Origin of the sequence: Candidatus Hepatobacter penaei (assembly GCF_000742475.1) — a bacterium.
Classification (GTDB): domain Bacteria; phylum Pseudomonadota; class Alphaproteobacteria; order Holosporales; family Hepatobacteraceae; genus Hepatobacter; species Hepatobacter penaei.
In genome coordinates this window covers 128,964-151,223 of record NZ_JQAJ01000003.1, presented here as the reverse complement: position 1 = coordinate 151,223, position 22,260 = coordinate 128,964, and the positions used below count along the sequence as shown (strand labels likewise).

General features: G+C 48.2%; 21 protein-coding genes, 2 tRNA genes and 1 pseudogene. 11 read left to right on the top strand and 13 right to left on the bottom strand.

The window, feature by feature from the left end; genetic code table 11:
* Positions 1–201: pseudogene (locus IG82_RS07265) on the bottom strand (hypothetical protein); the annotation flags it as partial.
* Here IG82_RS07265 and recJ point away from each other — a divergent pair.
* A complete protein-coding gene (gene recJ / locus IG82_RS0104995; protein WP_052545732.1) occupies positions 200–1,978 on the top strand; it encodes a single-stranded-DNA-specific exonuclease RecJ in 1,779 nt (592 codons plus the stop codon). The pseudogene IG82_RS07265 and the gene recJ overlap by 2 nt on opposite strands.
* Here recJ and truA read toward each other — a convergent pair.
* Positions 1,933–2,730 (bottom strand): tRNA pseudouridine(38-40) synthase TruA, encoded by a 798-nt coding sequence (gene truA / locus IG82_RS0104990; protein ID WP_031934463.1) that lies wholly within the window; start codon positions 2,728–2,730, stop codon positions 1,933–1,935. The genes recJ and truA overlap by 46 nt on opposite strands.
* A 564-nt stretch (positions 2,731–3,294) precedes the next feature.
* Here truA and secB point away from each other — a divergent pair.
* The 3 genes from secB to IG82_RS0104965 all read left to right on the top strand — a co-directional run bounded on the left by secB (position 3,295) and on the right by IG82_RS0104965 (position 5,098).
* Positions 3,295–3,765, top strand: coding sequence for a protein-export chaperone SecB (secB, locus tag IG82_RS0104980; protein WP_031934461.1), 471 nt, complete (start codon positions 3,295–3,297; stop codon positions 3,763–3,765).
* Between the two features lie 12 nt (positions 3,766–3,777).
* Positions 3,778–4,251: a crossover junction endodeoxyribonuclease RuvC gene (gene ruvC / locus IG82_RS0104975; RefSeq protein WP_052545731.1), complete on the top strand. Its 474-nt coding sequence runs from the start codon at positions 3,778–3,780 to the stop codon at positions 4,249–4,251.
* 439 nt (positions 4,252–4,690) lie between these two features.
* Positions 4,691–5,098, top strand: coding sequence for a hypothetical protein (locus IG82_RS0104965; RefSeq protein WP_156095391.1), 408 nt, complete (start codon positions 4,691–4,693; stop codon positions 5,096–5,098).
* A 243-nt stretch (positions 5,099–5,341) separates the two neighbouring features.
* Here IG82_RS0104965 and IG82_RS0104960 read toward each other — a convergent pair.
* The 4 genes from IG82_RS0104960 to IG82_RS0104940 all read right to left on the bottom strand — a co-directional run bounded on the left by IG82_RS0104960 (position 5,342) and on the right by IG82_RS0104940 (position 7,612).
* A tRNA-Pro gene (locus IG82_RS0104960) sits at positions 5,342–5,418 on the bottom strand.
* A gap of 140 nt (positions 5,419–5,558) precedes the next feature.
* The gene (locus IG82_RS0104955; protein WP_031934458.1) at positions 5,559–6,026 is read right to left on the bottom strand and encodes an OmpA family protein; all 468 of its coding nucleotides are present in this window, start codon (positions 6,024–6,026) and stop codon (positions 5,559–5,561) included.
* A gap of 199 nt (positions 6,027–6,225) precedes the next feature.
* Entirely contained in the window at positions 6,226–7,458 is a 1,233-nt protein-coding gene (locus IG82_RS0104945) for a hypothetical protein (protein ID WP_172642907.1), read from the bottom strand.
* A gap of 78 nt (positions 7,459–7,536) precedes the next feature.
* Positions 7,537–7,612 (bottom strand) — tRNA-Glu (locus IG82_RS0104940).
* A 132-nt stretch (positions 7,613–7,744) separates the two neighbouring features.
* Between IG82_RS0104940 and IG82_RS0104935 the strand changes: the two genes are divergently transcribed.
* Genes IG82_RS0104935 through secA form a run of 4 tightly spaced genes read left to right on the top strand, consistent with a single transcriptional unit; the run spans position 7,745 to position 12,689 of the window.
* Positions 7,745–8,461, top strand: coding sequence for a cell division ATP-binding protein FtsE (locus IG82_RS0104935; RefSeq protein WP_052545730.1), 717 nt, complete (start codon positions 7,745–7,747; stop codon positions 8,459–8,461).
* Positions 8,454–9,335 (top strand): hypothetical protein, encoded by an 882-nt coding sequence (locus IG82_RS0104930; RefSeq protein ID WP_031934455.1) that lies wholly within the window; start codon positions 8,454–8,456, stop codon positions 9,333–9,335. The genes IG82_RS0104935 and IG82_RS0104930 overlap by 8 nt, the downstream gene beginning before the upstream one ends.
* Positions 9,332–9,982, top strand: coding sequence for a ribulose-phosphate 3-epimerase (locus IG82_RS0104925; protein WP_031934454.1), 651 nt, complete (start codon positions 9,332–9,334; stop codon positions 9,980–9,982). Before IG82_RS0104930 ends, IG82_RS0104925 begins: the two co-directional genes overlap by 4 nt.
* Before the next feature lie 58 nt (positions 9,983–10,040).
* Positions 10,041–12,689, top strand: coding sequence for a preprotein translocase subunit SecA (gene secA, locus IG82_RS0104920; protein ID WP_052545729.1), 2,649 nt, complete (start codon positions 10,041–10,043; stop codon positions 12,687–12,689).
* Between the two features lie 475 nt (positions 12,690–13,164).
* Here secA and IG82_RS0104910 read toward each other — a convergent pair whose 3' ends face one another.
* Genes IG82_RS0104910 through IG82_RS0104900 form a run of 3 tightly spaced genes read right to left on the bottom strand, consistent with a single transcriptional unit; the run spans position 13,165 to position 15,270 of the window.
* Entirely contained in the window at positions 13,165–14,130 is a 966-nt protein-coding gene (locus IG82_RS0104910; protein ID WP_031934452.1) for a malate dehydrogenase, read from the bottom strand.
* A 48-nt stretch (positions 14,131–14,178) separates the two neighbouring features.
* Positions 14,179–14,817 (bottom strand): alpha/beta hydrolase, encoded by a 639-nt coding sequence (locus IG82_RS0104905; protein WP_031934451.1) that lies wholly within the window; start codon positions 14,815–14,817, stop codon positions 14,179–14,181.
* A gap of 9 nt (positions 14,818–14,826) precedes the next feature.
* Positions 14,827–15,270 (bottom strand): prepilin peptidase, encoded by a 444-nt coding sequence (locus IG82_RS0104900; RefSeq protein ID WP_031934450.1) that lies wholly within the window; start codon positions 15,268–15,270, stop codon positions 14,827–14,829.
* A gap of 205 nt (positions 15,271–15,475) precedes the next feature.
* Between IG82_RS0104900 and IG82_RS0104895 the strand changes: the two genes are divergently transcribed.
* Positions 15,476–17,065, top strand: coding sequence for a type II secretion system protein GspD (locus IG82_RS0104895; RefSeq protein WP_082192082.1), 1,590 nt, complete (start codon positions 15,476–15,478; stop codon positions 17,063–17,065).
* A 72-nt stretch (positions 17,066–17,137) separates the two neighbouring features.
* Here IG82_RS0104895 and IG82_RS0104890 read toward each other — a convergent pair whose 3' ends face one another.
* The 4 genes from IG82_RS0104890 to IG82_RS06990 form a co-directional block, all read right to left on the bottom strand.
* A complete protein-coding gene (locus tag IG82_RS0104890; protein WP_031934448.1) occupies positions 17,138–18,517 on the bottom strand; it encodes an NAD(P)(+) transhydrogenase (Re/Si-specific) subunit beta in 1,380 nt (459 codons plus the stop codon).
* Positions 18,518–18,520: 3 nt separating this feature from the next.
* Positions 18,521–18,811, bottom strand: coding sequence for a proton-translocating transhydrogenase family protein (locus tag IG82_RS0104885; protein ID WP_031934447.1), 291 nt, complete (start codon positions 18,809–18,811; stop codon positions 18,521–18,523).
* Between the two features lie 66 nt (positions 18,812–18,877).
* A complete protein-coding gene (locus IG82_RS0104880) occupies positions 18,878–19,525 on the bottom strand; it encodes an MlaC/ttg2D family ABC transporter substrate-binding protein (protein WP_172642906.1) in 648 nt (215 codons plus the stop codon).
* 5 nt (positions 19,526–19,530) lie between these two features.
* Entirely contained in the window at positions 19,531–20,331 is an 801-nt protein-coding gene (locus IG82_RS06990) for an MlaA family lipoprotein (protein WP_052545728.1), read from the bottom strand.
* 183 nt (positions 20,332–20,514) lie between these two features.
* On the opposite strand from IG82_RS06990, the gene IG82_RS0104870 reads away from it, so the two are divergent.
* Both IG82_RS0104870 and IG82_RS0104865 read left to right on the top strand, forming a co-directional pair.
* A complete protein-coding gene (locus IG82_RS0104870) occupies positions 20,515–21,717 on the top strand; it encodes a phage portal protein (RefSeq protein ID WP_031934444.1) in 1,203 nt (400 codons plus the stop codon).
* Complete coding sequence (locus tag IG82_RS0104865; RefSeq protein ID WP_082192080.1) at positions 21,714–22,214, top strand: HK97 family phage prohead protease; 501 nt, start codon at positions 21,714–21,716, stop codon at positions 22,212–22,214. Before IG82_RS0104870 ends, IG82_RS0104865 begins: the two co-directional genes overlap by 4 nt.
* The last annotated feature ends 46 nt before the right edge of the window (positions 22,215–22,260 follow it).

The window sequence follows — 22,260 nt, the reverse complement described above, 5'->3', positions numbered from 1 at the left end:
GTTGTTACTGCCGCCGCTGTTGTCGTTGCCTTGGTTTTGGTTTTGGCTGTTGTTGTTATTACCACCTGTCCCTTGAGACGCAGGATCTTCGATACCCTGAAGACAAGATAATGAAAAAGCGCTGATCACAAAAAAAAGAGTGACGAAATGGATTATACAGCGCATTGTTGATCCAAAACTCCTTAAGGAGAGAGGCTTCATGATGTCTTCTGCCCTTCCTCAGCCGAAAGATGCCGCCGGCCAGCAATCTCTCAAAAAAACGGTGTGGGAGGCCTATGATCCACCGGGCTCCTTTGTGCAGCAATTGTGCCAACACACGGGAATTACGCCCTTTTTATCTGGCCTCGTGAGTCGCCACGCTCACACCCTTGAGGGAGGTAAGACGTTTTTAAACCCCTCTCTTCAGCACAATCTACCCTCACCTTACGATCTGCCCGCCATTGAGAAGGCCACACATCGCATTTGTGAAGCTATCTTAAAAAAAGAAAAAATCGCTTTATGGGGAGATTATGATGTTGATGGCGCTACCAGTGTGTCTCTTTGGATGCGCTTTCTCAAAACCTGCGACGTGCCTGTGCGCGTTTATATTCCCGATCGCTTTCGTGAGGGTTATGGGCCTAACGCTCAAGGCATTCATACCCTTGCACAAGAGAACGTCACGCTGATCATCACCCTCGATTGTGGCACCACGGCTTTTGAGGCACTTGAGACGGCACAGAAAAAAAATGTGGATGTGGTAATTGTTGACCACCATGCCCCTGATGTGTGCCTCCCCCCTGCGTGTGCGATTGTAAACCCCAAAAGAAAGGATACATCAGAAAAGGGTCAAAACATGGCGATCCTGGCGGCAGTGGGGGTCAGTTTTTTTTGCCTGATTGCGTTGCGAAACGCCCTCAAAGAAAAGGGATTTTACACACACCGCACCATGCCAGACCTCCGCCTTATGTTAGATTTGGTGGCGTTAGGCACCGTCTGCGATGTGGTCCCCTTGCAGGGCGTGAATCGCCTTTTGGTTCACAAAGGTCTACACGTCATGAACCAGTGTGCCTCACAAGGCTTGTCCACGCTCATAAAGCAAGCAAACCTGACACATATCACATCACATCACCTAGGGTTTGTTTTAGGGCCTAGACTTAACGCAGGCAGTCGCATGGCACAATCTGACCTTGCCAGTCGCTTGTTGAGCACAGAAAACCCTGAAGAAGCTCAGACGCTTGCCGAACAACTCACAACGCTCAATATGACGCGCAAAGCCGTAGAAAAAGCCGTCACCCAAGAAGCCTTCGAGCAAGCCAAACCACAGCGCCACCATCCGATCATCGTGGTCCATAGCCATACATGGCACGAAGGTGTTATTGGTATTGTGGCGAGCCGTCTTAAGGACGCCTATCAAAGACCTGTGTTTGTGATCACCTTTAACACGCAAGGCGGCGGCAAGGGCTCGGGGCGATCTCTGCCGCACTGTGATCTAGGTCACCTCATTCAACAAGCCGCCTCCCAAAACCTTATTGAGCAAGGTGGGGGGCACAAAATGGCAGGAGGCATTAGCCTCACAACCGACCAGCTGGCCTCTTTTCAGGCGTTTTGCCTTGAACGCGCTCAACAGACACCCCCGCCCCCTCACACAACCAAAACGTTTCACAGTGTACTCACCTTCAACAGCCTCACCCTTGATTTATGGGAGGATCTAAAACGCCTCGAACCGTTTGGGGCCGATAACCCTAAACCCGTCTTTCTTTTTGAGCATGTGCGCCTTATCTACCAAAAAACATTTGGCCAATATCATCAACAGTACGAGTTTGCCCAACAAGATAACGCCCGGGCCACCTCTCTTATTTTCAACGCCCAAAAATCATCTTTTTGGCCTTTTTTTAAAGAAAAGCCCACCACTCCTTTTCATATCCTGGCATCGCCTACCTTAGACACATGGCGTCAAAAAATCATTCTTGAGTTGGAAGATATTGTGAAGTTATCGTAAGAGACCGCGGTGAGATACAGGCCGCACGCTGGTGCCAAGGGACCACTCATGCTTTTATCAGGATGCTGAAGAAGCCTTTGGATATGATGCGGCGGCAGATTTTTTTGCCCCACACGCACCAACGTACCCACCATCATGCGCACCTGGTTATGCAAAAAAGACCGGGCAGAAAAGGTGAAAAAAAACGCGTCGTTGTGCACATCAATGGTGACGTGGTCAAGGGTTTTGAAGGGGCTCTTGGCCTGACAGTGCGACGCCCTGAAGGCAGAGAAGTCATGAGACCCCACCAAAAAACGTGCCGCCTCTTTTATTTTCTCTGCGGGAAGCGGTCGTGGCACCCACCACACGCGCCCATCGTTAAGCACAGGGGGATAAGAGGTGTTAGATACAATATAGATATAGGTACGCGCACAAGCCGAAAACCGAGCATGCATGTCTAAAGACACCGGGATCACACGCTTCACCACCACACCCGAAGCCTTAAGATAAAAATTGGTGCCCCGTTTGAGGCGATCATGATCATAGACCCGAGACAATGTCACATGTGCCACCTGCGCACAGGCATGCACCCCTGCATCGGTTCTGCCAGCTGCATAGGACATTTGCGATTCACCCGTCACCTGTGAGAGCGCTTTTTCAAACGTCGCTTGCACACTTTTTTGGTCTTTTTGCCGCTGCCAACCACAAAAAAAGCGTCCGTCATATTCAAGCACAAAGAAATAACGAACCCCAGAAAAAGAAGATGTGCTCATTTAGAAAAAATTAACTTGCTGTACATGGTTTATAGAGGTTTTCGTCGCATGCTCAATTCATAAGAATCTCTTAAGAGTCGCAAAATGTTTCTGCCATCACAAGCTTTATGGTTTTTAACCAAAACACTGCAAGGGCAAACCTCCCCTGAAAGGATGACCGAACAAGATCGGCAGCTCCGCACATTGTGCCATGAAACCATTACCCATGAGCTTTCCACAAGACAAGACATGCAAAACCTCCCTTACGTTTATAATAGAAGACTTAAGCATACGTTTGTCAAAGATCCTGACACGCATCACGCTTCCACGTGACCCATGCTGTCAGACCTCTCCACGTGCTTAAGAGATGATGCGATCTCTTTTCTTGAAGGCAACGGACAAAAAAAATAGCCTACGCTTTTATAGAAACACGTCTTGCCCTTTCATCCTTTTCTCTCTCACACCTGATCCTCCCTGCCTTGTGTGTGTAACAATCTGTCATTGATTTTCCTGTTTTCACCCTTTTAAAGGCCCCCTTTTTCTGAGAGAATGGGGTATCGTCTTACTGAATGAAAGTGTAGAAAAATGGCTGAAACACAAGAAAAACCCAAGGGGATTAACCTCGCCGTCGGCGCCCAGTATATCAAGGATCTTTCCTTCGAAAACAGCCATTTTCTGAAACACATTCAATCACCACCGGCACAACCTGAAACAGATGTCAAATTTGATGTCCAATCCACACCTTTGGAAGATGGGAAAACAGAGGTTGTCTTACGGCTTGTGGGCACGGTGAAGAGCCAGGATAAACCTATTTATATCCTGGATCTCAGTTACGCGGGTCTTTTTATCTTGTCAGGCGCTACCCAAAGCATGGCTGAGGACATCTTTATGGTCGAATGCCCGCGTATTTTATTCCCTTTTGTCAGGGGGATTGTCACAAACATTACCCAGGATAGTGGCTTTCCGCCCCTCTATTTGGCACCAGCTATTGATTTTGCTTCTATTTGGCATCAAAAAAAGTCAAAAAAAACTGACGCACCTGAAAAAGGGGCGTAAGGAATTGTTTCCGTGCGCATTCTTGGCCTGGATCCTGGCTTAAGATGCACAGGCTGGGGCCTTTTATCTTGTAACAATGGCGATGTAACGCCCCAAGCGTGGGGACACATTAAGCCCCCCGTGTCAGCCCCTTTGGCCGCGCGATTATCTTTTCTTTTTCATGAGCTTAGTCACTGCTTGCGCCATCACACCCCTGAAAAAGTTGCCCTTGAAATGACCCTTGTGGGCGGTGGCAAAAAAGACAGCCTCAAGCTTGCCTTTGCACGAGGGGTCTGCTTGGCTGCCCTGGGAACTGCCCAATGCCCTGTTTATGAATATGAACCTACACACGTCAAAAAGATGCTGGTGGGGTATGGCAAGGCGTCAAAAGAACAAATGGTGTTTATGATTCAACAACGTTTGTCAATAAAATCTGCCTTAACTGCTGATGAAGCTGATGCGCTTGCGTTAGCACTCACCCATATTTATACAGTTGAATACTTGTAATTTTTTTTGTTTTGCTTAAAATGTACTCTCGTTTATTTTATAAAATGTTCTTTCTGTTATTTTTGTCTGTTTAAATAAATTGTTGATTGTTGTCACATAAGAGAGTAATTAGTAAATAAATTAAATCCGAAATTGACTATTCGTAAAAAGGGTGCTTGCGACAATGACATTCGTACTAAAACTTCAGACGCCAGGGGAACGCCTGAGAGCAATTCGCGCTTACTGCTCTCCATCTAGAAATCATTTTTGTAAACGCACAGGCATCAGTGAAAGCACGCTTAAAGCTTGGGAAAACGATGTTGCGCATTTGACAAGAAAAGGGGCAAATAGCCTGGTCTCCATGTTCAATCAAATTGGCTTGTCTTGCACAGCAAACTGGCTCTTAAACGGAGAGGAGCCTTCTCCCATACGGCCCTTTGAAGAGTCAAGTAACAAAGCCATGTCAGAAGAAAAGTTTATGCAGAAAGAGTTTGATCAGCTTTCTCGCTACTATGAAGAGGATCTTCTGTTCCACAAGGTTCCCGATCAGTGCATGGCACCTTTTTTCAAAAAAGGTGATGCTGTGGCGGGCATTCCCGTGTCGCCTACAGATTTACCCTATTTCTGGGATGAAGTCATTTTGGCAGAGACAGAGGGCATGCCCCCTCTTTTGCGCCGTGTTTTGCGGGGAAGCCAGCCAGGTCTTGTGACCCTTGTGACCCTCAATACCACGGAGCCACATACCCAGCACAAAGCTGAGGATATCGTGATTAAGGCTTCTTATCGTATTATTTGGCACCGCTCGGCTGTGCACACCAGAATTGCGCATATTGAGCACGCTGCAGCATCTCGGGCTTCTTTTGCCTAAATCGTAAGAGCCCCCCTTTTTCAAATGTATCGCTGTGCTTCAGCACATGGGGGGTGTTCTGACCGAGAAAACGTAGATACGGTGGGAGCTGAGCCCTATCAAAAAACAGCTAGTCCCTATATTTCCTCCCGGGTGGAGAGGTTTTCCTCAGGCGAGAGCCTTCCCTCCTGGCCATTTCCTTACCTGAGTACGAAAAAACGCTTACAGTTTGCCGTATGCGATCAATGGTGAAAGCTTTAATATTGGTCGGAGCGGCAGGATTTGAACCTGCGACCACCACACCCCCAGCGTGGTGCGCTACCAGACTGCGCTACGCCCCGATACCTTTCAAGGTAAGTGGCTCGCCCAGAAAAAGCAAGCCCTCGTTACCAAGGAAATGCTGTGTCATGACCATTTTCCACAAAAAAAAAGAAGCTCCGAGGAGCTTCTTTCAAAGACAGATAACGATGTCAGCAATGACTTACTTCGCAATCGTAATCGCCACGCGGTTTTCTGCGTAGATCTCTTCTGTGTCACCTGGGACCAGGGTCACGCGGTTACCATAGGTAATGGTTTCAATACGTGAGCTGGAGATGCCCAAGGTGGTGAGATAGGCTTTCGCGGCATCAGCACGACGCAATCCCAAGCGATCGTTATAGGGGATCGGACCACGCTTGTCACAATAGCCCTGAACCTCAACATGAACACCTGTGTGCTCTTTTAACCAATCAGCCTGATTCTCGAGATTCTTTCTCCCCGTTGGTGTGAGAGAATATTGGTCAAAACCAAAATACACCCGGTGATTTGTTTCAGCGGCAAAAGCCTCAGCTGTCGGCCCCGTGCCCACACCTGCGCCCACACCGTCAGCACCCGAATGGGGGCTATCTTTGCAATCACAGGCGGTCATTGCCATCGCTGCTACAGCCATCATTAAAAATTTTACTTTCATCTCACATCACCTTTCGCTTTTTTCTTTATAATAAAATCTGCCTGGTTAAGTATTTACTAAAAAATGTCTTTAAAATCCAAAAAAAAAGGTAACTCCCCATCTTCTATAGGAAATATTTTTTTGCCATTCAAAGTCATAACCAACCAAAGATGGATCATAGCATCATTTGCAAACCAGGGTCCATCCTCCGCAAGCTTTTTTATGGCCGCTCTCCCCAAAATGGCTCTATGGCTTCATGATGTGTTTGAAAAGCTGTGATTTTCAAGCTATTCATGTCTATTTTGTATAATTTTGACACCCCTTTACGGTGGCGCTTGGCAGAAAAAATAATCGCCGATCCATAGGGGGCCCAGCACGGGCTTTCGGCCCAGTCAAACGTCGCCAACACCCGCTCTCTCCCCCCTTTTTTGCTCAAGGTCACGATATGAAACCCAAGAGCATCACGCCGCACAAACACCAACGCGTTATTTGGTTCACTCAGCATCGGGGAATAATAGCGTGCTTCTACATCACCCAAACGACGCAACCACCCTCCCTGAAGAGAGGTTTCATAGATTCTGGGAAAACCTTCATGATCTGAATTAAACACAACCCGTCCATTGTGCACCGAACCCGTGGGAGACACATACACACACGCCGCAGGCGTCAGCAGATAAGAAAACCGATGAGATGACTTATCCAAAAACCCAATAGAAGAATAATCTAAAGACTTTCCTGATCCCTTGTTATGCTTAAGCGCCAACACAAGACGATTAGCGCCAAGCACAGGACGCACGGAAAAAACATCTCCAGGCGTCTTAATGGCGCGTTCGCTGTTCCAATAAAGGTCCAGCATAAAAAGACGATTGCGGTCTTTGGGACTGTTGCGGATATAGAAAACACGATCCTTTTCAGCATCTAGGTAAGGCATCTTCACCAAGGTGTTGAAATGCCTGAGGGGCCTGTACCCAAAGCCATCACTGTCCATCATAATAAGGCGAAAAGACTTCTTACTGCCCTCACCTAAGCCCTCAACATAAACTATCTGCGTATCAAAATAGCCTTTAGTGCCTGTCACAGCCTCATAAACACGGTCTGACACTTTGTGAGCCAGGCGGCGCCAATGTTTGGATTGGTTCACAAGCGAGAAAGAGGAGATTTCCTTTTTCTTCACCACATCAAACAAGTGACACGTCACCGTCATGCGGGCACTACTTTCCGCCACTGTTAACACGCAGAGAAAGTGCGCCTTGTGGTGTGACGGCCACGAGGCCAGCATGGTTTGGGGTGATACGCACTTCGCATAAGCATGTTTATGGTGAACCACCGCAAAAACGCCTGAATTTTTTAAGTCTTGAGAGATCAGATCTTGAATCTTGGTCACATAACCACCCCCACTGCCACAAGACAACGCAAGCGGTGTGGGTTCAAAAGCCCCACGTGTGATGCTCACCTCCAAGGTCGCCCACCCTTGAGAGCACCACAAACATAAAATGACAAGCCAACACCACATACAAGAAACCAGACTTCGTGGCGTCCCCAACGGGACTCGAACCCGTGTTTTCGCCTTGAAAGGGCGATGTCCTAGACCGCTAGACGATGGGGACCAATGAATTTCAGACATACATTCAAGGATGAAAAAAAGCAATCCCTTCTTCGCATCAAAAATCCTAGGCATGGCATTTTAAACATGTTAAAAAAGAGCTACCCGTTTTATATCTTAAAAAGGTGAACATCTGGTGGAACCTTGTGTCACATTTGACCGCATCTCTATTGCACACAGCGAGGGCTTTTTGCTGCGCAACGTTTCTTTTCAGATTGAAGAAAAAGAATTTTATTTTTTAACAGGCGCCAGCGGCTCGGGCAAAACCTCTTTACTCCGTGTCATCTATATGGATCTTATGCCTTTTGAGGGTGCCGTCACCCTTTTTGATAAAAAAACACGCGGCCTCAACGCCAAGGCAAAAATGATGATACGACGCAGGCTGGGTATTGTGTTTCAAGAAAATGATTTTTTGCCTCACCTGTCTATTTTAGAAAATGTGGCACTTCCCCTTCATGTGAGGGGATTTGATGCGCGTAAAGCCTTGGGTCATGCCGAAGATCTGTTGGCCTGGATGGGGGTATTGGTCAAGCCAACCCAATCTGTGCTCACCCTGTCGGGCGGTGAGAAAAAACGCCTGGCCATTGCACGTGCTGTGATTGGGCGCCCCGATGTGTTGATTGTGGACGAACCCACGGGCAACTTAGATGAAGATACCTCGCTTAAAATCCTAGAGCTCTTAAGGCGGCTCAACAATGATGGCATGACCGTCATCATGTCTACGCACAATCAATCCTTTGTCCACTATCTTAACAAACCAGAGTTACGCATCGAAAACAAAGGGGTAATGCTGAACATGCCCTACACAGAACCGCAGGATCTCACCGTTAACAAGGCTGCACGACATGTTTAGTGAGAAAATTTCTCCCCTTCCCTTTGCAAAAAACCTTTCGTCCACCCTGTTGCCTTGGATTATGGGCGGTATGATTTTTCTTGTCTTAGCCTTGGGTTTTTGCATTCACCTTCAACGATTTTCTTTTGCAGAACACCACCGCACAACGCCCTCACTCACTCTTGAGATGGCAGGAAGCGATGCCGCTCAACTTAAAAAAGCCCGCATGTTTTTGCGCACTATAAAACAGCACCCCCATGTGAAAACAGGCACCCTTATTGTCAAAACCCCCTTGAAGCACAATCCGAAGGTGACCAACCCTGACATGGAAACCCGTGCTTTTTCTCATGCAACCCTGATTCATTTATGGGTTAAACCGCACTTGGCCAACGTCATCACATCCATTCGCCAAGAGGCCAAAGCCACTGGGTTGGAGTTTCATTTTTTTGTTCATGACACCTTGGCGTACGGAGCCCAATTTTTTCATGACCTGTTTTCTGTGCTGCTTATGTTTTGGCTTGTGCTATGCGGCGCATGTCTTGCGCTTGCTTTTTTTTCCAACATTTTTATTTATTTTGGCACACACAAACCCACCATCCGTTTGTTAATGCTTATGGGGGCCTCTGAGGGCTATGTGTGCCGACAAATTCGCCCCAGCATCACACGCATGCTTGCCCGCGGCTTTGTGATTGCCACCCTCTTTTCCAGTAGCGCCCTGGTGGCCCTTTATGTGCTGCGGGGCCGTGGATATATGCTGCACCAAGGGTTGAATGTGGCCTTTTTCTCTTCCTTTTTGTTTTTTGCTGCCTGCGCTATCACAGCCATCGTTTTGTTTGCCTATGTCTCGATCTTTTGGGTCGTGCGACGTTTCTTTAGGGAGTTTTATTACCCATGAACAAGAGGGTGTGTTTGGTAGCGCCTTCGTTGTTGGCGGCCAACCCCTTGCACTTGGCGCAAGCCTTGGATGATTGCACGCGCGCAGACGCAGACCGCGTACATCTTGATGTTATGGATGGTCACTTTGTGCCCAACCTTGCTCTCAACCCAGCCACTGTTCGGTCGATATGTGCTTATTCTTCCCTCAAAACAGATGTCCATATTATGGCCAAGCCTTATGAACCTGTGCTGCGTCTTTTTCTTGACATCCCATGCACATCACTCACTGTGCACATTGAAGCTATGGCTTCTCACAACCATCTGACAACGCAGGTGAAGGCAGCCGGCAAAGAGCTGGGGATGGCCATCAACCCACACACACCCCTGACTGATCTTGACCCGTGGCTTGACAACCTTGACCATGTGGTGCTGATGGGTGTAGAGCCTGGCTTTGGTGGCCAGCCCTTTCAACAGGCACAGCTGGACCGATTGCGTGCCTTGCATGCCAAAAAAAAGAACCGCTCTTTTCTCATCCATGTGGATGGCGGTGTGACATCAGACCTTGCCCCGATCCTCAAAGAGGCCGGTGCGGAAGTGCTTGTAGCGGGTACCTCTTTTTTTAATCAGCAATCCCCCTTAGAAAACATGAAGGACCTTCGCGTCTAAAAAGTTTTGTGCTAGGCTGGTGGCGTCGGTCGGTTATGCAGTGAAGTTCAGGAACCTTATGTTGCCCCTATTTTCTCGTTTTCTTAAGCCTGTGAGTGAGCGCTACTTAAAAAAACTGGCGCCCTTGGTGGACCAAATCAATGCCCTTGAACCCACCTTACAAAAACTTTCCGATGATCAGCTAAAAAACCAAACCTCCCTGTTCAAAGCACGTCTGGCGCAAGGGGCTTCTTTAGACGAACTGTTACCCGAAGCTTTTGCCACAGTGCGTGAGGCAGCACGGCGCACGCTGGGGCAGCGACACTATGATGTCCAGCTGTTGGGCGGCATTGTCTTACACCGCGGCATGATTGCAGAAATGAAAACAGGCGAAGGGAAAACCCTTGTCTCTACCTTGCCTATTTATCTCAATGCTCTTCAAGGAAAGGGTGTGCACGTTGTGACGGTCAATGATTACCTTGCCAAACGCGACTCTGCGTGGATGGGCGGGGTGCATGCGTTTTTGGGCCTCTCGGTGGGATGCATCGTTCACGAGCTCACCGATGAAGAGCGAAAGCAAGCCTATGCTGCCGACATCACCTATGCCACCAACAATGAGCTTGGGTTTGATTATTTGCGCGACAACATGAAAACCCGTCTTGACGACCGTGTGCAACGTCCTTTTTCCATGGCTGTGATTGATGAGGTAGACAGCATCTTGATTGACGAAGCACGGACGCCGCTGATTATTTCAGGCCCTGCCGAACAATCATCAGAGCTGTATGAAAAAATTGACAACATAATGCCTTCACTCACCCCTGAACATTATGAAAAAGATGAGAAAAATCGATCCGTTGTGCTGACAGACAAAGGTGTGGAGCACATCGAAAAAGAGGCCAAAAAGCAAGACCTGTTGATGAAGGGCTATGGCCTTTATGACACGCCCAACATGAGTGTGGTGCACCATATTGATCAGGCGCTGAAAGCACACAAGCTCTTTAGCCGTGATGTGGACTATATTGTTAAAGACAAAAAAGTCTTATTGGTGGATGAGTTTACGGGCCGCATTATGGATGGCAGACGCTATTCTGATGGCCTGCACCAAGCCCTTGAGGCCAAGGAGCGGGTGCCCATTGAAATCGAAAACCAAACCCTTGCTTCGATTACGTATCAAAATTTTTTTCGCCTCTATCCCAAACTTGCGGGCATGACAGGCACAGCGCTCACAGAGGCAGCTGAGCTTCAAGAAATTTATCACCTGCGGGTTATTTCTATTCCCACCAACAAGCCCATTCAGCGCAAAGATCAGGATGACGAGGTATATCGCACCTTTGAAGAGAAAAAGCAGGCCGTTCTTGCTCTGGTGAAGAAAGTGCACGCGCAAAAACAGCCCATCCTTTTGGGCACGGTTAGCATTGAGAAATCTGAAGTGTTTTCTCAGCTGCTTAATAAGCACAACATTCCTCACCAGGTGTTGAATGCGCGCCACCACGAAAAAGAAGCGGCTATTATTGCCGAAGCAGGTGCACCAGGCGCCATCACCATTGCCACAAACATGGCCGGTCGCGGCACTGATATTGAGCTTGGAGGCAGTCTCAAACAACGTCTTTTGATGGCCAAAGACCCTTCCCTCACAGAGGCGCAGCAAAAAGCAGTGGATCAAAAGATTCAAGAAGCGTTGCAAAAAGACCATAAGACAGTGCTTGACACCGGCGGCCTTTTTGTCATCGGCACCGAACGTCACGAAAGCCGCCGCATTGATAATCAGCTACGCGGTCGTGCCGGTCGCCAAGGCGATCCAGGAAAATCCCAGTTTTTTCTGTCTCTTGAAGATGATCTGATGCGCATTTTCGGTTCAGAGCGTTTAGATGATTGGCTCAAAAAACTGGGCCTTCAGGAAAATGAAGCCATTACCCACCCCTGGATCAATCGGGCCCTTGAAAAGGCGCAACAAAAGGTGGAAGCACGAAACTTCGATGTGCGCAAACATTTGCTTAAATATGATGACGTGATGAACCAACAGCGAAAAGTGCTTTATCAATGGCGCGACGACGTCTTAGGCCAAGACGACGCCGCCCAACGTTATTTGCGCGATGGCCTTCATCACACCTTGAAGAGTCTGGTGAATGCCTATGTGCCCCCTAACACCTACCCTGATCAATGGGATATGGATGGGCTCGACCAGGGTATGATGGAAAAATTAGGCACAACCGTGGATATGCCCCCCAAAGAGACCGCCAAGCATGAAGATATCGAAAAAGCCATGGAAGCCGCCGTGCACAAGGCACTAGAAGGGCAACAACAGCGTTATGGACAAGAAGCCTGGGCAGCCCTTGAACGTCAACTACTCATCAAAAACCTCGATCAAAACTGGAAAGACCACCTTTATGCCCTGGATCACCTGCGCCAAGGCATTCATTTGCGCTCTTACGCCCAAAAAGATCCCCTGAATGAATATAAGCGTGAAGCTTTTGCTGTGTTTCATGATCTGTTTGATCGCACACTGCAGGCCACGCTCCTTGAGCTCATCACATGCGATGTCTCACCTGACGTTGTTGCTGGCTTTTTAAATAATCTTTTTGACGATGTCGATGAAAGACTGGATCACTTAAGCCAAGAGGACCCGTCAGAAGACACCCCACCGGGGCGCGACATCACGCCGTCTCGCAACGCGCCTTGCCCTTGTGGTTCAGGAAAGCGATATAAAAACTGCCACGGAAAAATCTGATCTTTTTGACCTGCGTGAGGTGCAGGCCATCCCTGCGGCCTCTCTGACGCTGAGATCGTGGCTGACTGTTGTTTAGCTGCCAGGCCCCCTTCAGACAAACGACCTTCCGTTGAACATGCGACAGCACATGCAAAACCAAGAATAGATACGATCACACATCAAGGTAAGCCAGTCGACACACGAGGCTGAAGCGCAGCAAAATCAAAAAGCACATAAAAAACCCAGAGAAACAGGGATACAACATCAGGGAACAGTGCACACAAGGTTAATGTGTTATGGGATCAATCCATACGAAAAAACCGGCAATGTGCAGGGCGCAGTACAAGAAAGAACCAACCGTCAATAGCGCGTGTGAAATATCCACATAGATCAACTCTTGTGTAAGTCTTGCATAAGACCGGCACGCTTTGGCACTGAACGTCGTTAACGAAAAGAGGATGTTGGATTCAATCTAAACATCATGAGCCCCGCTTTTTTAGACGCTGCGTGTCGCCAATAGCGGTTCTACAGATAGGGTGAGCTCTTGCACACGCTGGGCAGACTGCTGAAACGCTTCTTGTTCATCAGATGTAAGCTCAAGAGAAATAACACGCTTCACCCCCGTGCGCCCCAACACCACCGGCACACCCGCGTAAATGTCATGGCATCCATACTCCCCCCGCAACATGGCGGCACAGGGAAACACACGCTGCTCATCACGCAGCACAGCACGCACCATTTCAAGACAAGAAGCTGCTGGCCCCGCATAGGCTGACCCCCTTTTCAAAAGAGACACCAATTCAGCGCCCCCCTGACGTGTTCGTGCAACAAGCGGCTCAAGGGCAGACATATCCATATGATGGATTTTTAGCCACTCTTTCAAAGGGATGCCTTGAATTGTTGTATACCTCAACAGCGGCACCATTAAATCGCCGTGACCGCCCAAAACCATTGTTTGGATATCAGAGGGACAAATATCGAGAAATGAAGATAAAAAGAGCCGAAACCGACCACTATCAAGAATACCCGCCATGCCCACCACACGCTCGGCAGGAAAGCCCGTGAGACGCTGCATCACCCACACCATCAAATCCAAAGGGTTGGTTACCACAATAATAATGGCCTCTGGAGCATATTTTTTGATATCCTGCGCCAAATCACAAAAAATATTCACATTTTTATCTAGCAAATCTTCCCGCGACATCCCTGGCTGACGCGCCAGCCCGGCTGTAACCACCAAAATATCTGCACCCTCTAGGCAAGACGCATCATCCGACCCTGAAATAGCGCCCCCTCGACCGACAATGGCAAGAGATTGCGTGAGGTCCAGTGCCTTGCCTTCGGCAAGCCCCGGCGCCTTATCATACAGAACCACTGTGCCTAAGTTTTCATTAATCAAAAGCTGGGCCAACCAACCGCCAATGTTGCCTGCGCCCACAAGGCCGATTTTATGTGTATTCATCTGATCTCCTCAAACTTGCTGCTCATTGGCCGTCTTTTCCATAAAAAATCATAAGATCGCCTGGAGGAAGTCCCCCCCTTCTTGAATGCCGCTCGTATCCAGGCTGTGCCCCACCCCAGGACACACCAAGCCACGAAAAGGAACGCCCAGCATGGTGAGTTTTTTTTCAGAGGCATAAAAAAGGTCAATGGGCACCACATCGTCAGCATCCCCATGAATCATGCACACATGCACACCCGGTTGGGGCGTTTCGCCTGCAGGCGGCACAAACACACCGGCATACCCTAACACCCCCCCCACAGGCAAATCGTAGAGACCTAAGGTAAGGGCCATGGCAGCACCTTGAGAAAACCCGCAAAACGCAACTTTGGACCAGGCAAGCCCCCACGGACTCATGTAGGGTTCGAGCGCGGCGCGCACGGAAGGACCAAGGTCACCAATTGCCTGACGAATACGGGGCATGTCGTAATCTTCGAGGGTGAACCAATAACGACCGCAGCGCTGATCATCCAAAGCATGAGGCGCATCGAGGGAAAGAAAGCCTGTGGTGGGCAAAAGCGAGCTCCATACCTCTGCCAGAAATAAAAGATCCCCTGCATGCGCGCCATACCCATGAAATAACACCACCAATGTTTCAGGTTCTTTCCCTGTGTGAGGTGGGCGATAGTGCGCATTCAAAAGGTGCATAAACGGCTTTCATCGATAAAACAAGATATATGACAAACATAAGACAATAACGCCCCCCAAAGGGAAAGACTTTTTTTTAAATGCTCTATACCATAGCCCCCCCCATACGCCACCGCTGAGCCCCACCAACACCAAAAAAGAGGGACAGTGGGCAAGGGGCATCCACAACCCGCTTCCTGCCAGCAACCACACATCGCCCCACCCCAGGCTGTGTTGTTGATACCACTTTTCTGATAGCGCCTTTGTGAACCATGCCGCGCCCCCAAGAAAAAGGCCGCTTGGAAGATACGAGCCCTCCACACCCCCACCCCAGATAAGTGAGAAGACAAGAAACACCCCCAGGGTGAATACCGATATTCTCTGCACGGTCATATCCGTCCACAGCACATGCACCACAATCAACGCCCAAAAGAGCGGCACAAAGGAACAAGAAAATGTGTAAACAAGGCTCATAAAAAGAAACCATCCTAACGAAAAATAAAGAAATACCCCCCTATAGGTTAATAAAAATTTCCCTATATGGAAAAAATGTTGCCTTAACGAAAAAAAATATCTATTCAAGAGGCTCATAACGCTTTTATATCTTTTTTGACTCTTTTATGTTGACAAGAAAATGACAAAAACTATAAAAAAATACAATAAATTGAAGACATTATGAATGAATGTTAGAAAAAAGGCTTTGCCGACTCATACACTTCTTTGTTTTCTGATCTTGGCATTGTCAGGATGTTTCCATCATGTCAAATATCATGCTCCTGATCTTAAGCTTTCTGAAGATAAAACAAAGGACCTTTTTTTCTCAGGCACCTCCACCAAAACGAAGCCGGCCCCAAGAGCGACGCCACCAAGGCCTTTATCAAAATTAGAAAAACCCGTTTCGTTGACACTCTCACCCCAAACGCCCCTGAAAGATGTGTTGATCACGCTGGCTGACCAAGCCCGTGTTAACATTGCTGTAGACCCCAGCGTCCCCAACAATAAAGGGGTAACCTATCGCGCATCTAAGCAACCCTTGATTCAAGCTATCTCGCAGATTTGTCGCCTCAGCCACCTGCGTTATGACGTTGAGGGAGATAATCTCTTTATTGCCGAAGACAAACCTTATCTCAAGACCTATGACATTCAATTTTTGGTGGGATCACGCAAAACAGAAAATAGCCTTTCTGTCGCCACAGAAATGAACCACAAAACATCCCAAACCTCACAAACCAATTCGAACACCACGATATCGTCTGTCTCTTCCGTCAATTTTTGGGATGAGCTGAAAAGAGGTGTCAACATGATTCTCAATTTGAGCCGCTCCCCCCAGGATAAGGCATCTGAAAAAGCAGGGGCTAAGTCAGAGCGTTTTGCCCTCCATCAACAAGCGGGGCTATTATCTGTCTATGGCCACCAAAAACAACATAACCTTATACGCAACTATTTAACGCGCCTGAAAAAGTTGATTCACACCCAAGTGTTAATTGAAGCTAAGATTGTGGAGGTCAACCTCAACGAAAGCTATAGCACGGGTATCAATTGGAATTATCTGAGCCAAAAGCTGGCTTCGCAGGGACAGTTTGGTATGGGCACGCCCTTTGTGGGGCAAACCATGACCCAAGATGGAGCTGGCTCCATCAGTGTCCACAACGGCGGCTTAGATGCCGCCATGGGCTTTATGGAAATGTTTGGCACCACACGCACCATTGCCAACCCCAGACTGACCGTGTTGAACAATCAATCAGCCATTTTTAAATCTGCTAAGAATGAAGTGTTTTTCACCGTTCAAACAGAACGCATTTTTTCAGACAACCGCCGCGATTATGAAACAGTATCCAGTCAAGTGCAAACAGTGCCTGTAGGCTTGGTGATGACGGTGCAGCCCTCTATTAACCCCAACTCTCAAGATGTGACCCTGTTTATTCGGCCCTCTATTTCACGCGTCATTGACACCAAAAAAGACCCTGCGGTCACCATTAAATCTGGCCGAGTCGTTTCTGAAGTGCCCGTAATTCAGGTGACAGAAATGGATTCTATGGTCAAAATCAAACCTAAACAGGTGGTGGTAATTGGAGGCCTGATTGAAAAAATTAAGAAAAATGTTTCAGAAGGAGTGCCAGGCCTTCGCAAAACATGGCTAGGCAAGATTATTGGGAAAAAAGAAGATGCAGAAGAGCTGAGAGAGCTTGTGATCTTTATCACCGTGCGCCTCATTAACCACGACACCCCCATGGAAGAAAAAGAGGAACGGCTTTATCATGAACTGTAACATGCCCCTGGAAACAAACGCCAACGCGCGACAACACAACGGGGCGAAATAGACGAGGAAGAAGAAAACAGGCTAGGCCGCAGGCAGCGCCTTGACGATGGATTCAACCATGCTCTTGCCATCCCCCAACAGCATAAGGGTTTTATTATCATAGAAAAGTGGATTATCTTCATTGGCATACCCCGCCCCCAATGACCGTTTGATAAACAACACATTGTGCGCCTTATCCACATTGAGAATGGGCATCCCATAAAGCGAGCTTGACGTATCTGAACGGGCCGCAGGATTGGTAATATCATTGGCGCCGATCACCAGCGCCACATCTGTTTGCCCAAAGTCTGAGTTGGCATCCTCCAATTCCAGCACGTCATCGGGATTGATCCCGGCCTCTGCCAACAGCACATTCATATGACCAGGCATGCGCCCCGCCACAGGATGGATCACAAAACGCACCTGTCTATTGACACTTTTCAACAGGTCCACCATTTCTTTGAGGGCGTGCTGCGCCTTGGCCACGGCCATCCCATAACCAGGAACAATGAGGATAGATTCAGCGTCTTTAAGCAAAAAAGCGGCATCTTCGGCACTGCCCTTCTTAAAAGGTCGCTCTGTCTGGTCACGCTCACCACCGGCTTGTGCACTGGCGCCAAAAATAACCTGCAAAAACGGCCGATTCATGCCCTCACACATCACATAGCTGAGAAAGGCGCCAGACGCCCCCACCAACGCGCCCACAATCACCAGCAAAAAGCTTCCTAAGGTAAACCCAATACCGGCAGCTGCCCAACCGGAATAAGAGTTAAGCATCGACACCACCACAGGCATATCCGCGCCACCAATAGGCACCACAAGAAATACTCCCAAAACAAAACTGATGATCACCAAGGACATAAGGTAGGTTAGCGAAGGAGACGCCACAAAAATCCCCACACATGCCGCCAACCCTACCATCACGCCATAACGCAATACAGGCACCTGACACAGACGCAACAAGGCACCTTTTGAAAGCCGGCCTTGCAATTTAAGGAAGGCCATCACAGACCCCGTGAAGGTGATGCCACCAATCCCTGACCCGAGGGCAATTTCAAACAGGTTCAAGGCAGGCATGTTATCACCAAAACCAATGATCGAGGGGCGTAAAAACACAGCCACCCCAAAAAAAACGGCCGCCAACCCCACCAAACTGTGAAAGGCCGCCATCAACTGAGGCAAGCTTGTCATCACCACACGACGGGCAATCTGCGCCCCTAACAAAGAGCCGGCAAGCACCGTAAACAACACAGAGCCGTATGACTGAGGCGACAACGCCCAACTCGCCATGATAAGAGCCGCCCCCATTGCCATGATGCCAAGGATGTTACTGCGAAAGGCATATTTCAAAGAGGAAAACCCCTGCAACGCCAACAGAAAACCAATGGAGGAAAGAAGATAGACACCATCAGGAGAAAACATCGCTTAAGCCCCTTTCTTACCAGAACGAGAAAACATACCCAGCATACGATATGTCATCCAAAACCCGCCCATAATATTGACAGCGCACAGAAAAAGAGCCCCAAGGATCAGGTAATACACCCACCCAAGGCTTTCATAAGACAGACTGAGGGCAAAAAAAGCACCTAAAATAATGACACTGGAAACGGCATTGGTGAGCGACATAAGAGGCGAATGTAGCGCAGGCGTTACACGCGTTACAATGGAAAATCCCAAAAAAATGGACAGTACAAAAATGACGGTAAGTAAGGACATATGAAACAACCCCCAGGAAGTGCGATGAACCCATCATAAACGGGGGCCATGCCTAAATGCAAGAACCTAAGCTGCAGGCGCGGCCAAAAGGGATTTTAGTGTGCTGATGAGCCCCGTAATCCCTTGGCGTTTTAACACCGACGCAAACTCTTCCTTTTTAGTTTGGCTCAACGAAATGCCTTCTATATAGACATCCAGAATCTTGAACCCCTCTTTTGACGGAAAAATACGCCAATCAAGTTCGATCTTTTGTGTGGGCTTTCCCGGTGCACGCACATGCAACATCATCTTGACATTCCATGGGCTCTTTTTTCTGTGAGGATATAAAAGAAATGTGCGCTGATTGACAAAATCACTTTCCTGCAAAGAGGCACCATAAGAATCAAATTTGCTGAGATAAAGCGTCACAATATAGGCCTCAAAAAGACGTCTGACTTTTTCTTTGTCAGCTGCCGAAAAATCCCCGCGCCCCAAGAGATAGAGACTGATAGATGGCATATCAAGATACCGACGTGCAATGGATTGAAAGGCATCAAAGCGTTTTTGCTTATTTTTTTCCTTCAAGGTCATCACAGCTTCTTTGATAAAACTCTCCATAAAGAGAACGACTTCATTTTTCTCTGGCGACCCTGCGGGTTGAGCCAAAGCTGGTGAACCCTGTGTTTGCAGCCCCACCATCAAACAAAGACAGCACAAAATTGTTCTTACATACATAACCATCACTCCACAGGTTGCGGTCCTTCATCAAGAGAATATAACAAATGTCGTTTTTGATAATAGATACTTCTTTCTAAGACGTAGGGGTCAACCGCTTCTTTTTTCAAATTCCACAGCTCTTCCCAGTACTTTTCTTTCTCTTGAATCATGGCGATAATAACCTTGGTGTCCAACAGTCTCTTCTTGCCTTGTGTCATCAAAAAGATGTTTAACGGATCAAAGAAAAAATCAACCATCACACCCACACCATCACGCATAGACGAAGGTCCTAACACAGGCCAGACAAAATAGGCCCCTGGTGAGACACCCCAATGACGTAGTGTCAGGTTAAAGCTATTGGGTATTTCCTCAAATCCCATCCATGAAGCCACATCCAAAAGGCCTGCCAACCCGAGTGTGGAATTCACTGCAAAGCGCAACAACGAACGACCCGCCCCTTTGCGTTTGCCTTGCAGCGTATGGTTGACCACAGAGGCAACTTCATTGAGGTTACAAAAAAAATTTCTGACCCCCTCGCGCACAACAGGGGGCATAAAAAAGGTCAGGGTCACCACAAGAGGATTGAAAACAAATTTGTCAAACCCCTCATTAAACTTAAACGTCGCACGGTTGATAGGCTCAAACGGATCATGAAGCTCAGCTGTGTGATCTTCTCCCCCAATAACGTCAAAAGGGTCTTCGGCAAAAACCGGCAGGCTCACGCACACAAAAGCAAGAAGAAAAAAGATGTAGTGAAGGCGACTCAACATGGCAATAAGAAACGGCGTGGATACTTTTTCAAGGGCGTAAGAACTAATCCTCAAGTAATTTTTGTTAAAATTTGGTAAAAAATTTGATTTTTTGCTATATTTCTGATACTTATTTAAACATCTGACGGGATGGACGTGCGCCAGGGTTGGCACCACCCCTTCCTAAGATTATCCATTTTTGGTTTTTTATCAATGCGTTTTGTGTGTTCTATACATCCTTAACACAAGGCTATCGCTATGCACACTTCCTTACGCCGCTTGTTTGAGACGGCGGCACCTGAAAAAAAAGAAAGCCACTTTGCGTCTTTAACCGCACTCACCCATACACACCACACCCATTGGCATGCCTCTGACTATCAGTATTTGGTGAAGATGAGTTATGAAAAAAATGTGATTGTGCACCGCGCCGTCAATTTAATTGCACGCAGCGTCGCCAGTGTGCCATGGCGTCTTTTTCACCACGATCAGCCTTTGACCTCTCACCCCCTACAAAGCTTGCTTGATAAACCCAATCCGCTGCAAGGTCATAACATTTTTGTTGAGTCGTTGATGTCTTATTTGCTGCTTTCAGGCAACGCCTATGTGGAGGCCGTTTCTTTAGATAGTCACCCACCTTACGAGCTTTACACGCTGCGCCCAGACCGCATGCGCATTTTGCCAGGAAGCCATGGTCTTCCTGCCGGCTATGAATATCAGGTTCAAAACCACAAAAAAACCATTCCTCTCCCTGCCGATGGGCCCCATCCCCTTTTACACCTCAAGTTTTTTCACCCCCGCGATGATTGGTATGGGTTAAGCCCCATCGAAGCAGCCATGCAATCTATTAATTGTCACAACACGGTGGCGCGCCACAATTTATCATTGCTGGAAAACGGCGGCAGACCCTCAGGCGCTTTACTCATCAACACCCAAAATGGCGCTCACCTGACACAGGAGCAAAAGGAAGAGCTGCGTGAGAGTCTACGTGACATCCACCAAGGCACCAAAAATGCCGGCCAGATCATGATTCTTGAGGGCGGCGATTGCAAATGGCAAGAAATGGGTCTGTCCCCCAAAGACATGGATTTTGGCGAAGGACGCAACATATCTGCGCGCGAAATTTCCCAGATTTTTGGTGTGCCCCCCATGCTTGTGGGTATCCCTGGGGATGCCACGTTTTCTAACTATCGCGAAGCCCGTCTCCATTTATGGGAAGATACCGTGCTTCCACTTTTAGAACGTGTGATTAACCAGTTCAACACATGGCTGACCCCACAGTTTGGTGAAGGACTGCGCTTGGCCTATGACCCAGACGCTATCCCTTCCCTGGCCGCTAAACGAGAAGCCACGTGGGAGCGGATGAACCAATGCTCTTTTTTAACAACCAACGAAAAGCGAGAAGCCATGGGCTATCCCCCTTTGGCAAACAATGAACAAGTAAACGGAGACACACAGCCATGATCTTCACGCCCCCCATCCCCATGGAAAAACGATGGGCATCCCCTGTTGAGATAAAGTCAATGGAAGATGATGGTCATTTTTCTGGATACGCCAGCACCTATACACCGGACCGACACAAAGATGTGATGGTGCCAGGCGCTTTCCGGGGCAGCCTCAACGCATGGCGCCAAGACAAAAAATGTCCACCTCTCTTGTGGCAACATGATGCCCATGTCCCCCTTGGCCTGTGGCGTCATATGAAAGAAGATCATCGCGGACTTTTTGTGGTGGGGCAACTCCTACTTGATGCGCCCAAAGCCCGAGAAATCTATGCGTTTCTCAAAAAAGGGGCTTTTTGTGGCTTATCCATTGGTTTTCGGTCCCTTGTTAGCCGCTATGATGCCGCCCAACAGCTGAGAAAGATTTTTCAGGTGGATTTGATGGAAATTTCTATTGTCACCCTCCCCGCCAACCCCAAGGCAGGCATCCATCACATCAAAAGTTTATCTCCCTCATAGATTTTTTTGTCTTTGTCTCTTCTTCCCCCCCTCTTCTCAAAGGAGC